Raw genomic sequence first — 12,841 nt, 5'->3', positions numbered from 1 at the left:
GTCCTCCTCGGCCCGGGTCACCTGCGACTGCGCCGAGTCGACCGCCGCGCGCTGGATGCTCGTCTCGGCGACCGCGCCCAGCTGCGCCCGGGTGAGCTCGGCCAGGGCGACGGCGTCCTGCAGATCGGCGACCTGCTTCCCGTCCGGCGGGTCGACGCCGCACGCGCCGCCGACGGTCCGGCCTGCGCCGCGGCCAGCTCCTTCCGAGCCGCCGCCAGAGCCTGCGTGGACGAGGCCACCGCCTCCTCCGCCGCCCTGACGGCTGCGTCCCCGTCGTCGATCGCCGGTGCCGCGTAGCCCGCCTGGGCGTACAGCTCGGTGACCGACTGCGCCGCCGCCTCGTCGAACTCGTCGTCGGTCGGGTCCCCCGCGTCCAGCCCGATGCTGCGCATCGCCGTCTTGAACTGCACCACGTCCGGCCCGGAGACCCCGAACCGGAGGGTCCGGTACGCGGGCAGCTCGCCGGGCAGCACGATCACCGGGCGACCGGCGACCTCGAGCGCGATCGACAGGGGCGCCAGCTCCGCGCCCGCCGCGGGGACCCGGCCCGTCACGACCGCGGCACCCTGGATCGTCGTCGTGTCGACGGTCACCTCGACGGGATCGGCGAACGCGACCTCGCCGCGGAGCGTCACGTCGGTGCTCAGGGCGCCGAACCCGACCGGCGCGGTGATCAGCCCGGGAGCCGGGGGCGCCGCTCCGGCGGCCGCGTCCTCCGGCGAGACCGCGAAGCGGCCGATGACCAGACCCGCCACGAGGCTCACCAGTGCAGCGACGGCCACGATCCAGAGGAGCCGGTTCCGCGCCACGACGGCGCCGATCCCGGCGAACCGCCCCGGTCGACGCGTCGCCTCCTCCCCCTGCCGGTCGGCGATCGTGAGGGAGGCGAGCGCATCGGTCGTCTCGTCGTCGCCCGCGGTCGGGCGTCCGCGCTCGCGCACTCAGTCCCCCTGCTCGACGTCGGCCTTCAGGGCGTCCAGCTCCGCCTGGTGGTCGGCGATGAACCGCCGCTCCTGCTCGACCTGGACCTTCTTCTCCTCGGCGCGGTAGTCGGTCTTCTCGCGGCAGTCGAGGTCGGCGAGCGCCAGAGCGATCTCCTTCTCGGCGAGCTTCTGCAGCTTCGGGTCCGAGTCCTCGATCGGCTCGTCGGACGCCTCGCGGAACGCGCTCACCTCGGCGACGATCGAGTTCCGCGCGTCGAACTGGACCGCGAATCCGGGGTGCCCGGCATCGGTCATGCACGACGACCACTCCGCGTTCAGATCGACCAGCCCGGGCGCCGTCGCCTGGCTCGAGTAGAACTCGCTCAGGGCGTCCATCAGCGGCTCGTGCTCGCTCGCGCGCACCGGATCCCGGGTGTCGAGCTCGTGCTGGGCGGAGCCGAAGCAGCCGGACGCCGCCCAGTCGTACTCGTACGAGCCGTCCTCGCCGGCCTGGTCCTCCGGGACGGGAGGACCGGTCAGGGCCTCCTGGTACGCCGCCCTCTCGGACTCGGACAGGCTCGCCATGTAGTCCGCGTTGAGGTCGACGTACTCCTCGTCCGCCTCGACCGGCTCGTCGCGACCGGGGAAGTCGACGACCCCGTAGCCGTACTGGGCGACCCACTCGCGATCCTCCGGTTCCCACTCCCCGCTGCCGGTGGTGACGGAGGCCGCGCTCTGCGGGTTCGGCGTGTAGTCGAACCCCTGCTCCTTCATGCACGCCGCGACGAGGTCCTCACGGGCCCGCTCCTGCTCGGCGAACTCCTCCTGCTGCTGCTCCAGGCTCCGGTCGGTGCCGTAGAGGGCGCCCAGGTACTCGGTCAACGGCGAGGCCTCCTGCGGCGCGTCGCCGCCGTCCGGCGCGGAACACGCGGTCAGCGCCAGGACGGACGCCAGCGGGAGGAGGACGAGGACGGGGAGTCGCCGACGGATCACAGGGGACCTCTTCTGCTCAGGGGGTGTGAACGGCGAGAACCGTAACCCGGAGCCGTCGCCGCGTGTCCCGGTGGCGCGGAACGCACGTCCGCGGACCGTGCGACGCCGTCTCCGGGGTCGGGACGGCGCGAGGAGACAGCGCTCCCCCGGGCCGAGCGCAAGGGGTCTCCTCCCCCGTGGCCCTTGTCGCACCCGCCGCCTACGGTGGGCACATGACCGACTCCCCCGCGCCCGCCCTGCATCACGACGTGCTCGTCATCGGCGGCGGCAACGCCGGGCTGTCGGTGGCCGGGCGGCTGCGGCGCTACGGAGTGTCGGACGTCGCGGTGATCGAGCCGCGCACGACGCACTACTACCAGCCGATGTTCTCGCACGTGGCCGGCGGCACGGCTCCGGCCTCGAAGGCGACCCGTCCGCAGGGCGAGGTGACGCCGAAGGGCGTGACGTGGATCCGGGACCGCGTCGCCACGATCGATCCCGTCGCCAAGACGGTGACTCTCGAGGGCGGGCGCGCGGTCGGCTACGGCCAGCTCGTGGTCTGCCCGGGCATCCGGAAGGACTGGGACGCGGTGCCCGGCCTCGTCGAGGCGATGGAGTCGCCGGTCGGCATCTCGAACTACGAGTACGAGTACGCGCGGAAGGCGTCGAGCGTGCTGCGCGACGTCCGCTCGGGCACCGTGGTCTTCACGCAGCCCAGCGGGCCGGCCACCTGCTCCGGCGCCTCGCAGAAGCCGATGTACCTGGCGTGCGACTACTGGCGGAAGACGGGGGTGCTCGCCGACATCCACGTGGTGCTCGTGGTGCCGACGCCGACCCTGTTCGGCATGCCGCTCATCGACGCCGAGCTCGAGCGCAAGGTCGCCGAGTACGGCATCGAGGTGCATTACGACCGCGAGCTCGTCGAGGTCGACCCCGCCTCGCAGACGATCGAGCTGGCGGGCGAGGACCGCCGCACCGCGTTGCTCGGGCCCGACCACTCGACGTCGCTCGAGGGCCTGGAGGGCGACCACCGCGAGACGCTGGCGTACGACGTGCTGCACGTCGTGCCTCCGCAGTCGGCGCCCCCCTTCCTCGAGGGCTCGGGCCTGACCGACGGCGGCTTCGTCGAGGTCGACCCGTTGACGCTGCGCCACGTCCGCTTCCCGGACGTCTGGTCGCTCGGCGACGCCGCCGCGACGACCAACTCGAAGTCGGGCGGCGCCCTGCGCCCCCAGGCCAAGACACTGGCGAAGAACCTCGTGGCCGCGCGGAAGGGGAAGCCGCTGCCGATGACCTACAACGGCTACTCCGTCTGCCCGTTCGTCGTCTCGCGGAAGACCGTGGTCTTCGCCGAGTTCGACGACCGCTACCGGCCCAAGCCGACGATCCCGTTCTGGAAGGGCCTCGCGAAGGAGCGTCGCGCGACGTTCGTCGCCGACCGGTTCGTGCTGCCCTGGGTGTACTGGAACCTGATCCTGCAGGGGCGTGCGTGAGCTCGGACGCTCCCACCGCCTCGTCGGCGTACACGACGACGGTGGTTCTGGCCGTGACCGGGCTCGTCCTCGCGCTGTTCCCGGGGTTCGACATCGCGGGACTCGTGCTGAGCATCCTGGCACTCCGGAGGAGTCGCCGTGACGGCGGTCCGCGCGGGCTGGCCCTCGCGGGGATCGTCGTCGCGGCCGTGACGATCGTGCTGTACACGGCCGGAGTGATCGCGCTGGTGGCAGTCTTCGGGAGCCTCTTCGCGACGTGCGCGGAGCTCGGCGCGGGCGTGCACGTGGTGGGCGGAGTGACGTACACCTGCTCGTGAGACGCCGAGCGAGCGGTCCGTCCCGGAGCACTCCATACTCAGCAGGTGGGTGCGGAGCAACGGGCCGAGTGGCGGGAGCTGCGACGGGAGCGCGAGCGGTTGCGGGCGCGACTGGTGCGGAAGCCTCTCGATCTCGCCGTGCGGACGGAGCTCGCGGCGTCGTACCGCGCCGACGACCACCTGGACCAGGCCGGCCGGTGGGGCCTCCTGGTCCCGGGCGGAACCACGGAGCTCGAGCGGCGGCTCTTCGCCCGGACCGTCGCCAGGACGGGCGACCCGACCCGGGAACGGGTCCAGCGGCTGATCCTGCTGCCCGAGGGACACCTCGGCGCCGAGGAGCAGGCACTCGTGGCGTTCGATCAGCTCCTCGAGGAGGAGCGGGTCGCTCTGGAGCGCGAACGGACCCCTGAACCTCGCCGCGCCGACGGCCTGACCCGGCAGCTGGACTCCGCCGCAGGCATCATGCTCGGCGCGCTCGGCTTCCTCGCCGCGCTCACCGCCGTGCTCGCCTCGGTGAACGCGTTCCTCGGAGGGGCCGACGCGCGCATGATCACGCGGGTCGGCTTCCTCCTGATGCTGATCCCGCTCTCGATCTGGGCCGCGATCTCGACCGCGGTGCGCCTGTCGGGACGTCGGTGGTTCCGAGCGGGCGTGACCGCCGCGATCCTCGTGTGCGCGGTGCTCCTCCTCGGCTGGCTCGGCCCGCGGGCGGACGCTCTCCTCCCGTGGGAGACGGAGTAGCGTCACGCCATCAGGCGCTCTCTGCTGCTCCGGAGAGACGGAAGCAGCAGAAAGCGTCCGACGGCGGTGGGGATCGCGTGCGGCGGATCGCCCTCAGGGGAGCCGCGGCCCACTCTCCGCGCCCACCCGCGCGGCCGGCGCTGCGGGCTCCGTCGCCCGCCGGAAGCCGTGCACCGTCAGGTACACCCCGAGGAACAGCTCCCACGCGATCTCGGGCAGCGTCAGCAGTCCCGACCGGACCGAGGTCTGCTCGTACGCGCCGAAGAGGACGGCGATGCCGGACAGCGACATGAGCGGCCCGCCGACGAGGCCGAGGAGCGCGACCGGCCGCGGCACGAGGTGCGCGCGGTGCAGGAGGAAGCCCAGCAGCAGGCCGTTGCCGATGCCGACGACGAAGCCGGGGCCGAGGAGGAAGGTCGCGTCGTGGACCGCGACGAGCGCCTGGGCGACGGCGCGGGCGGCGTCGGCGTCGGCTCCCGCCTGCGCCTGCCGCAGCTCGACGACCGACACGACCGCGAGCATCCCGACGACGATCAGCGCGCACTCCACGACCCGCGCGACGACGTAGGCGAGGGCGGCGGTCTCGTGGTGCCGGCGGAGGACCGGGTAGAGGACGAGCGCCGTGCCGAGGTTGGTGATAACGAGCAGGATCTCGCAGACCACTCCGATGACCACACGGGTGTCGGCGCCGGGTCCGAGCACGTAGTCGGGGTCGGTGAGCAGCGGCAGGTAGAGCACGGCGCCGGCGATGGCCGTGGCGAACGTGAGGAGGAAGAGGACGCCCGTGAGGCGGGCGGTCCGATCGACGGAGGGCATGGGCGTCCTGTTCCCGGCCGCGGGGCCGACTCGTGGTGTACGACGTACACCTTCTGCTCGGGAGGCTAGGTGTAGGGCGTACACTCCGTCAAGAGGCGACGGGAGGAACGCGTGCCCGAGCAGAGCCCGCAGAGCCCGCGACGACCGCGGCTGAATCGCGACTCGGTCCTGCGCGCCGGCGTGGAGCTCGCCGACGAGGTCGGTATCGACGGCTTCACGATGCGCACCCTCGCCGAGCGCCTCGAGGTCGTCCCCATGGCCCTCTACAAGCACGTGCAGAACCGCGAGCACCTGCTCGACGGCATGGTCGACCTGGTCTGGAGCGAGGTCGCCCTGCCCGACGCCGCGCGCGGCTGGAAGCCGGCGATGCGCGAGCGCGCCGCGTCCCTCCGGTCGGCCCTCACCCGGCACCGCTGGGCCGTCGGCCTGATGGAGGCGCACGGCCGGCCCGGCTCCGAGAACCTCCGCCAGCACGACGCGATGATGGGGTGTCTGCGCGAGAGCGGCTTCTCGTTCCGCACCACGGTCCACGTCACGTCGCTCCTGGACGCGTACGTCTACGGCTTCGCCCTGCAGCAGAAGACGCTCTCGTTCGAGACCCCGGAGGAGTCGGCCGAGGCCGCGGCCGCCACGCATCGGGACCAGCCGGCCGAGGCGGCGGCGCTGTACCCGTACCTGATGGAGGTCGTCCTCGAGCTGGCCCGCGAGGGCTACGACTACGACGCCGAGTTCGAGACCGGGCTCGACGTGCTGCTCGACGGGGTCGAGACGCTGCGGGCGGGGTGGCGGTCGGAGGCGGACCGGTCGGAGCCCGCCCCCCGCTGACGGCGTTCCTCGTCAGCGCCCCTGGTCCGGCAGCGCCGCCGTCCCGGTCGACCGCAGCCGCTCCTTCACGTGCTCCGGGAACTGCGGACGGCCGTAGAAGTAGCCCTGCGCCCGCTCCGCCTGCAGCGACGTCAGCAGGTCGTGCGCGGTCCGGGTCTCGACGCCCTCGACGATCGTGCCCATGTCCAGATCCGAGACCAGGCCGATCATCGAGCGCAGGATCGTGGAGTGCCGGGGGTTCTGCTCGTCGGCGAGGAACACCCGGTCGATCTTCACGATGCTCAGCGGCACGGTCAGCAGGGCCGCGGCCGCCGCGTGCTCCTGGCCGTAGTCGTCGAGGGCGATCGCGATGCCCTCCTCCGTCAGCAGGCGCACCCGGTCGATGACGTCGGCGTCGACGTGGCCGATCGAGCCCTCGGTGAGCTCGAGGCACAGCTGGATGCCGAGGTCGGACGTGCGCAGTGCGCGGACGTGGTCGACGACCTCGTCGTGCAGGAGCTGCTCGGCCTCGATGTTGACGCTGAGGAACGACACCGACGCGTCGATCTCGCGGAACTCGCGCATCGAGGCGACGGCCCGGTCGACGATCTGCATCGTCAGCCGGTCGAGCAGCCCGAGGGAGCGCGCGACGTCGACGAGGGTCAGCGGGCTCAGCGGCGTGCCGTCGCGGCGGGTGAACCGGGCGAGGGCCTCGAAGCCGAGGATTCGCCGCTCGGCGACGTCGATGACCGGCTGGAACGCGACCTCGACCGCCCCCTCCTGCACCGCGGCCCGGATCTCGGACACCAGGTCGGCGCCGTCCGCTTCTCCCGACCCGCCCCGGCGCTCCTGCTTGGACGCGTACATCCGCTCGTCGGCCTCCTGCATGGTGCGGTCGAAGCTGCTGCCGTCGACGGCGACCGGAGCGCCGATGCTGATGCGGGGGTGGAGGGTGACACCGCCGACGAGCAGGGGCTGCTCGACGGCGCGCGTGATGCGGAGGGTGACGGAGGCCGCCGTGGCGGAGTCGAGGAGCACGGCGAACTCGTCGCCGCCGATGCGCGCGACGACGTCGTCGCTGCGCACGCTCTCGCGGATCCGGCGGCCGACCTCCTCGAGGACGACGTTGCCGGTGGAGTGGCCGTAGGTGTCGTTCACGGCCTTGAACGCGTCGAGGTCCAGGAAGAGCATCGCGCGGCGCGACGGATCGGGGAGCGCGTCGAACTCCTCGTACAGGCCGCGGAGGTTCGTCAGCCCGGTCAGCGTGTCGGTCGTCGCGGCGTCGCGCAGGGCGCGCGTGGTGCGGCGGTCGAAGAGCGCCTGGGTGGCGATGTGCGCGAGGGCCAGCAGCGTCCGATGCTCCAGCGGCGAGAAGCCGTCGGAGTCGGGGCGGCGCGTGAGGACGACGTGGCGGACGCCCGTGCCCGGCGCCGTCACGGGCGCCGACAGCTCGAACGGCCGGCCCGGCTGCTCCGAGAGGCGGATGCTCGCCGAGGGGATCGCCGAGCGCGCCGCCGTCTCGAGCGTCGCGAAGATCGCCGCCTGGTCGCCCCACGGCAGCGCGAGCGACGCCTCGACGAGTCCGTCGAGCTTGCGCTCCACGCGCGTGCGGCGCAGCTGCTGGCTGACGACGGCGATCGCGAGCGCCACGATCAGCAGCGCGTTCGCCGATCGGATGTCGAGCCCGACCCCCAGCTCGATCCGCTCGATCCCGGAGGAGAGCCGGGCGCCGTAGGCGAGCGCGACCAGTCCGACGTTCAGCGCGAGCACCAGAGCGACGCGGTCCGGGCGGAGGGTCGGAGGCGGAGCGTCCGGCACCTCGGCGAGCGTCAGCCGCGCCTGCAGGTACTCCGCCCCGATCGACAGCGCGCCGTAGGCGAGCACCGCGGGCACGGCCCCGAGCACCGGCCACCATCCGGCGCCCGGAAAGAGGGAGAGCACCAGGAGGAACGCGCCACCCGAGAGGCTCGCGAGCCCGGTGAGGTAGGCGATCACCGTCCAGGGCCTGCGCCCGAGCACCAGGTACACCGCCAGCGCCAGGACCCAGAGCAGCAGCGCCTGAGGGCGGGGGACGTCCTGCGCGACGAACGCGAGGACCGAGACTCCGACCCCGAACGTCACCGTGCCGATGCCGGAGGAGAGCTCGAGTCGGAACGACGCCGTGATCCACAGCGCCGCGAGCAGCAGGGCGAACGGCAGCACCAGCGCCGGCAGGGCGGTGGCGTTCGGCACGAGCAGGACGAGGGCGAGGAGCAGTCCCGCCGCCCCGACTCCGAGGCGGAGGGCGCGGACCCGGCCCGAGACGCGGGCGGGAGCGCCGTCCGGCAGCACGATCGGGTCGCCTGCGCTCAGTGCGTCACTCACTCGACCCCCCGCGCGTCCCGCTGAGGCGCGGGTCCGCCCACTCTCGCAGACGAGGGCGACCGTCCGGACCCCGAGTGCGGGATCCGGACGGTGAGCGCCGATCGGGGCGCAGCCGCTCCGGGATTCCCCCGCACGAGGGGGAGCAGTTCCACCCAGTCGAGGGGTTGGGACGGCGCCGGCACGGGGACCCGGAGTGCGAGGTCGGGCGCGAGTGGTCGTGGAACGGGGTCCGGGCGGAGCGCAGAGCCCGGATCGCGTCCACTCCTAGACGAGGTCGGGCGCGAGTCGCCGTGGGACGGGGCCCGGTCCGAGCGCAGAGCCCGGATCGCGTCCACTCGCAGACGAGGTCAGGCCCGAGTCGTCGTGGAAGGGGGCCCGGTCAGGGCGCAGAGCCCGGACCGCGCCCACTCGCAGACGAGCTCGGGGCCGAGTCGCCGCGGAACGGGTCCCGGTCGGAGCGCAGAGCCCGGATCGCGTCCGTTCGCGGACGAGGTCGGGCGCGAGTCGCCGTGAGACCGGGCCCAGCACTCCTCCGAGACCCGGAATGAGAGTCGCGGGGACGCTGCCCGGCGACGCCGCACCGCAGCAGGTGCCGACCGTCCTCAGGCGCGCTGCAGCGGCAGCCGCGCAGCGAGCCGCGCTCCGCCGGCGGACGACGGCGACAGCTCGAGCGTTCCCCCGTAGACGGCGAACTGGCGCGACAGGCGGTCGAGTCCGCTCCACGCCGACTCGCCGCCGAGCCCGCGACCGTCGTCGTCGAGTCGCACGATCACGGCCGGACGGGGGGCCGCGCAGTCGACATCCAGGCGCAGGCGTACCGCGTTCGCCCCGCCGTGCTTCAGGGCGTTGGTCAGCGCCTCCTCGACGGTGCGCACGAGCAGGACGCGCTGATCCAGCGGGACACCGCGCTCCTCGACCTCGAGGTAGCGGTCGTCGATCTCGAGGTCGACCGCGATCTCGACCGGCAGGCGCGAGAAGAGGTCGCGGATCGCCGGCACCAGGCCGTGCTCGATGTCGACGGGGTAGAGCGCGCCGCTCGCCGCCCGCACCTCGCGCTCGCGGAGCTCGTCCAGGCGCGCGGCGATCGCGAGGAGCCGCTCGCGATCGGCGGATCCCTCCGCCACGACCTGCAGCTCGGCGGTCAGGACGACGAGCGTGTTCTGGAGCCGACCGTGCAGGTTCTGGGCCACCTCGCGCCGCACGCGCAGCTCCTCCTTCTGCAGCGCCTGCACGGCCTGGACCGCCTGGAGGAGCACGCGGGCGTGCTCGCGCTCCTTCTCGCGGACGCGGCGCGCGGTCCGGACGAACAGCAGACCGAAGCCGGTGACCAGGCCGAAGACCATCGCTCCGACGACCAGCTCGACGACCAGCGCGTCGAGGGCGGCGAGCGGGTACACGCCGGCGATCACCTGCAGGGTGCAGCGCACGAGCGCCACACCGACGGCGACGGCGAGAGCCGCGAGCACGCGGGGGCGGCGCTCGAAGCGCTCGGGCTTGACGACCGAGAGCACCAGCACCGCGACCGCGACCGCCGTGACGTTGACCAGCACCCGCACGACCACGTCCAGGACCGGACCGCCCTCCACTCCGCGCGTCGTCTGCGAGAGCATGCCGAGCGCGAAGACCGCCTGCAGCGCCGCGAGGATCGAGAGCACCGTGCCCAGCAGCGCGACGACTCCGACCAGGATCCGGTTCTCCTGGCGGACGTCCGCGGGCGTCCGGCGCGTGTCGTCGACGAGGGTCATGCGGTGTGCTCGAGGAACTGCAGCGCCGCCTCGACGCGCGGGTTGCGGGTGCCGTCGGAGCGCAGGCCCAGGCCGGCGTAGAGGGCGTTGACGTGGTTGTCGACCGAGCGGACGGCGATGCCCAGGCGCTCGGCGATCGCCGCGTTGGTGAGACCGGCCGAGAGCAGGGTGAGCACCTCGTACTGGCGGCGGCTGAGCGCGGCGACGGGCGAGTTGCGGCGGGCCGTGCGGGCGGCGACGAGGGCGGGATCCAGGACGGTGCGGCCGTCGGAGGTGGCGCGGATCGCGGTCAGCAGTGCGGGCGTGGAGAGCGAGGAGGTCTTGGAGAGGTAGCTCCAGCCGCGCGCCTCCGACCGGTCGAGGCGGAGGAAGCGGTGCAGGGCGTCGACCGCCGAGAGCAGGACGAGGGCGAGCTCGGGGTTGCCGGCGCGCAGCTCGCGGCCGAGTTCGATGCCGTCGCCGTCGCCCAGTTCGATGTCGAGGATCGCGACGTCGAGGGCGGCGGGCGTCAGCTTCTCGCGCGCCTCGGCGACCGATCCCGCCTCGACGACGCTGCGCACCCCCGGCACCGTCCGCAGCATCGAGGTCAGCATCTGCCGGAAGAGAGGCTGGTCGTCGACGACGGCCAACCTGAGATCTCGCACGCCCCCCACGGATGTCACGGGAACATCCTCGCCCATCCCGCGCCCTGCTTCGTCACCCGTTCCGGGGTGCGGATGGCTGCCGCGGGCCGGACGGGGTCCTTCCGCGACCTGCTGCCGACCCGAGCGGACCCACTCCGGGCGTGCGGGCCGTCCGACGCGCGGCTCGTGTCTTCTGGCGGATCGGCGCCCGCGCGGCTCGGCGCGATTCGGAACCGGAGGCCGCTTCCGACCCCGGCTCGAGTCGCCTCGCGCACGACTCGACGCCTCCCGGGCCCTGCAGTGGGCCGGGAGCCCGGGTCGCGGCCACTCGGGGATCCGGAGCGTCCGCACCGCCCGCGCCCGGCTCAGACGAGCGCCGCCGCCGTAGCGAGACCGAGCACCGTCGCGACGAGCGCCACCGCCCACGTGCCCAGGCCGTACGCGAGCCCGGCCGCCCACCGCCGCTCGAGGAGCATCCGCGCCGCCTCGACGCTCGCGGTGCTGAAGGTGGTGAATCCGCCGAGGAACCCCGTTCCGACGAGCGCGCGCCACTGCTCGTCGACGGCGCCCGAGAGCGCGAGCCCCGCGAGGATCCCGAGCAGGAGGGAGCCGATCACGTTGATCGCGAAGGTGCCGACGGGCCAGCGCGCGGGAACGAGCGAGCGCGCGACTCCGTCGATCGCGAAGCGGGCCGCGGAGCCGACGCCGCCCGCGAGTGCGACGCCCAGGAACAGGGCGAGCGGAGTCACTCCGCCTCCCCCGTCGACCGGAGCCGGCTCGCGAGGGCGATGCCGAGGACCGCCGCTCCTGTCCCCAGGACGAGGGTGATCGCGGCGACGAGCGCGGCCTCGCCGACGCGGTCCGACTCGAGCAGCGAGACGGTGTCGAGCGAGAAGGTGCTGTAGGTGGTGAATCCGCCGAGGAATCCCGTGCCCAGGAGCAGCCGCAGCGAGCGGCGGCGGCCTTCGTCGGATCCGCGCCGGGCGAGGGCCTCGAGCAGCACGCCGAGCAGGAAGGCACCGACGAGGTTCACCGCGATCGTAGCGACCGGCAGAGCGCCCAGCGGGGGCAGGGCGAGCGCGGTCGCGTACCGGCCGGCGGTTCCGACGGAGCCGCCCGCCGCGACGACGAGGAGGGGGCCCGGGCGCAGAGGCAGCGGCCGCGTCACTCCGCCAGTTCCCAGGGAGCCGGGCGCGAGGGGTCGCGCTCGGCACGGGGCACCACCATCACGGGGCGGTGCTGGCGGTGCGCGAGGTGCACGGCCACGCTGCCGCTGAGGAATTCGGCGATGCTCGCGAGGACGCCCGCATCGCGGGTGCCGACCACGATCATCCGCGCGTCGGTCTGCTCGGCGACGTCACTCAGTGCGAGTGCGGGCTCGCCCTCGGACACGCGGAACTCGTGCTCGGCGCCGTCGAGGACGGACTCGACCTCGTGCACGAGGCTCGGCGGGGCGGACGGGCGGGCGGGACCGGAGCCGGTGACGACCCCGACGGGGATGCTGCCGGTCATCGGATCGACGTAGTCGCCGACGAGATAGGGGTCGGGGGCGACGTAGAGCACCAGGAGCGGCGCGCGGAGCTCGCGGGCGACGCGCGCGGCAGTGCGGAGGACCTCGGGCCGCTGGCCCTCGACGACGCCGACGAGCACGGGCCCGGTGGGGGTGGATTCGGTCATGGACGGCTCCTTCCCTTGCCCGTCCATCCTGGCACCGGCACCGACCCGGTGGGCCGTGATCCTTTCGATATCAGCGACGACGGGATTAGACTCGCTCCTCGCCGGTGCCCGACCGGCCCCGCCGACGGCCCCGATGTCCGCGGATCGACCTGTCAGAGGAGTGCGCGCGCGTGACGAACCCCGACGTTCCCGAGTCCACGGAGCGTCGCGACGGCTCGACCGCCCTGCCCACCCGGCGCGAGGCGCGAGCGGCGGAGGCCGCTGCTGCGGCCGCCTCGCCCGCTGCCGCCCCTGCTCCGGTCGACTCCGCTCCGATCAACCCCGCCCGCGTCGCTCCGGACCGCGTCACCCCGGCCCGCGTCACCC

13 protein-coding genes and 1 pseudogene are annotated in these 12,841 nt (G+C 73.5%); 5 read left to right on the top strand and 9 right to left on the bottom strand.

All coding sequences use genetic code 11. From position 1 onward, the window contains the following. Positions 1 to 17 precede the first annotated feature (17 nt). Both NB037_RS10095 and NB037_RS10090 read right to left on the bottom strand, forming a co-directional pair. Positions 18 to 941 (bottom strand): hypothetical protein, encoded by a 924-nt coding sequence (locus NB037_RS10095; protein ID WP_251945525.1) that lies wholly within the window; start codon positions 939 to 941, stop codon positions 18 to 20. Next, complete coding sequence (locus tag NB037_RS10090) at positions 942 to 1,916, bottom strand: hypothetical protein (protein WP_251945524.1); 975 nt, start codon at positions 1,914 to 1,916, stop codon at positions 942 to 944. 212 nt (positions 1,917 to 2,128) lie between these two features. On the opposite strand from NB037_RS10090, the gene NB037_RS10085 reads away from it, so the two are divergent. Genes NB037_RS10085 through NB037_RS10075 form a run of 3 tightly spaced genes read left to right on the top strand, consistent with a single transcriptional unit; the run spans position 2,129 to position 4,446 of the window. Next, positions 2,129 to 3,388 carry an NAD(P)/FAD-dependent oxidoreductase gene (locus tag NB037_RS10085; protein WP_251945523.1) on the top strand — a complete coding sequence of 420 codons (1,260 nt, stop codon included), beginning with the start codon at positions 2,129 to 2,131 and terminating at the stop codon, positions 3,386 to 3,388. Next, positions 3,385 to 3,705, top strand: a complete 321-nt coding sequence (locus NB037_RS10080; RefSeq protein ID WP_251945522.1) for a DUF4190 domain-containing protein — start codon at positions 3,385 to 3,387, stop codon at positions 3,703 to 3,705. Before NB037_RS10085 ends, NB037_RS10080 begins: the two co-directional genes overlap by 4 nt. Before the next feature lie 45 nt (positions 3,706 to 3,750). Beyond that, positions 3,751 to 4,446, top strand: a complete 696-nt coding sequence (locus NB037_RS10075; protein ID WP_251945521.1) for a hypothetical protein — start codon at positions 3,751 to 3,753, stop codon at positions 4,444 to 4,446. Between the two features lie 93 nt (positions 4,447 to 4,539). Here the strand turns inward: NB037_RS10075 and NB037_RS10070 are convergent, their stop codons facing one another. Continuing rightward, positions 4,540 to 5,262: a DUF4386 domain-containing protein gene (locus tag NB037_RS10070; protein ID WP_251945520.1), complete on the bottom strand. Its 723-nt coding sequence runs from the start codon at positions 5,260 to 5,262 to the stop codon at positions 4,540 to 4,542. Positions 5,263 to 5,373: 111 nt separating this feature from the next. Here NB037_RS10070 and NB037_RS10065 point away from each other — a divergent pair, with 111 nt between their 5' ends. After that, positions 5,374 to 6,087: a TetR/AcrR family transcriptional regulator C-terminal domain-containing protein gene (locus NB037_RS10065; protein WP_251945519.1), complete on the top strand. Its 714-nt coding sequence runs from the start codon at positions 5,374 to 5,376 to the stop codon at positions 6,085 to 6,087. Positions 6,088 to 6,099: 12 nt separating this feature from the next. On the opposite strand, the gene NB037_RS19880 is transcribed toward NB037_RS10065, so the two are convergent. The 6 genes from NB037_RS19880 to NB037_RS10035 all read right to left on the bottom strand — a co-directional run bounded on the left by NB037_RS19880 (position 6,100) and on the right by NB037_RS10035 (position 12,475). Next, on the bottom strand, positions 6,100 to 8,430 hold the full coding sequence (locus tag NB037_RS19880) for a putative bifunctional diguanylate cyclase/phosphodiesterase (RefSeq protein ID WP_251945518.1): 2,331 nt from the start codon (positions 8,428 to 8,430) through the stop codon (positions 6,100 to 6,102). A 602-nt stretch (positions 8,431 to 9,032) separates the two neighbouring features. Beyond that, positions 9,033 to 10,175, bottom strand: a complete 1,143-nt coding sequence (locus tag NB037_RS10055) for a sensor histidine kinase (protein ID WP_251945517.1) — start codon at positions 10,173 to 10,175, stop codon at positions 9,033 to 9,035. Further along, a complete protein-coding gene (locus tag NB037_RS10050) occupies positions 10,172 to 10,837 on the bottom strand; it encodes a response regulator transcription factor (RefSeq protein ID WP_251945516.1) in 666 nt (221 codons plus the stop codon). The genes NB037_RS10055 and NB037_RS10050 overlap by 4 nt, the downstream gene beginning before the upstream one ends. A gap of 326 nt (positions 10,838 to 11,163) precedes the next feature. Further along, positions 11,164 to 11,547, bottom strand: coding sequence for a fluoride efflux transporter CrcB (crcB, locus tag NB037_RS10045; RefSeq protein ID WP_251945515.1), 384 nt, complete (start codon positions 11,545 to 11,547; stop codon positions 11,164 to 11,166). Further along, positions 11,544 to 11,966, bottom strand: coding sequence for a fluoride efflux transporter CrcB (gene crcB / locus NB037_RS10040; RefSeq protein ID WP_251945514.1), 423 nt, complete (start codon positions 11,964 to 11,966; stop codon positions 11,544 to 11,546). Before crcB (NB037_RS10040) ends, crcB (NB037_RS10045) begins: the two co-directional genes overlap by 4 nt. After that, complete coding sequence (locus NB037_RS10035) at positions 11,963 to 12,475, bottom strand: universal stress protein (RefSeq protein WP_251945513.1); 513 nt, start codon at positions 12,473 to 12,475, stop codon at positions 11,963 to 11,965. The genes crcB (NB037_RS10040) and NB037_RS10035 overlap by 4 nt, the downstream gene beginning before the upstream one ends. Before the next feature lie 170 nt (positions 12,476 to 12,645). Here NB037_RS10035 and NB037_RS10030 point away from each other — a divergent pair. Next, positions 12,646 to 12,841: pseudogene (locus NB037_RS10030) on the top strand (ParB/RepB/Spo0J family partition protein); the annotation flags it as partial.

This window comes from Rathayibacter rubneri, assembly GCF_023743255.1.
Taxonomy (GTDB): domain Bacteria; phylum Actinomycetota; class Actinomycetes; order Actinomycetales; family Microbacteriaceae; genus Rathayibacter; species Rathayibacter rubneri.
The sequence above is the reverse complement of the archived record's forward strand: the minus strand, read 5'-3'. Positions and strand labels throughout refer to the sequence as shown.

What these genes read in the sequence shown, in the direction of transcription:
- NB037_RS10070 (WP_251945520.1), bottom strand. Translation starts at nt 5,262, where the DNA reads ATGCCCTCCGTCGATCGGACCGCCCGCCTCACGGGCGTCCTCTTCCTC.
- NB037_RS10035 (WP_251945513.1), bottom strand. Translation starts at nt 12,475, where the DNA reads ATGACCGAATCCACCCCCACCGGGCCCGTGCTCGTCGGCGTCGTCGAG.
- NB037_RS10085 (WP_251945523.1), top strand. Translation starts at nt 2,129, where the DNA reads ATGACCGACTCCCCCGCGCCCGCCCTGCATCACGACGTGCTCGTCATC.
- NB037_RS10055 (WP_251945517.1), bottom strand. Translation starts at nt 10,175, where the DNA reads ATGACCCTCGTCGACGACACGCGCCGGACGCCCGCGGACGTCCGCCAG.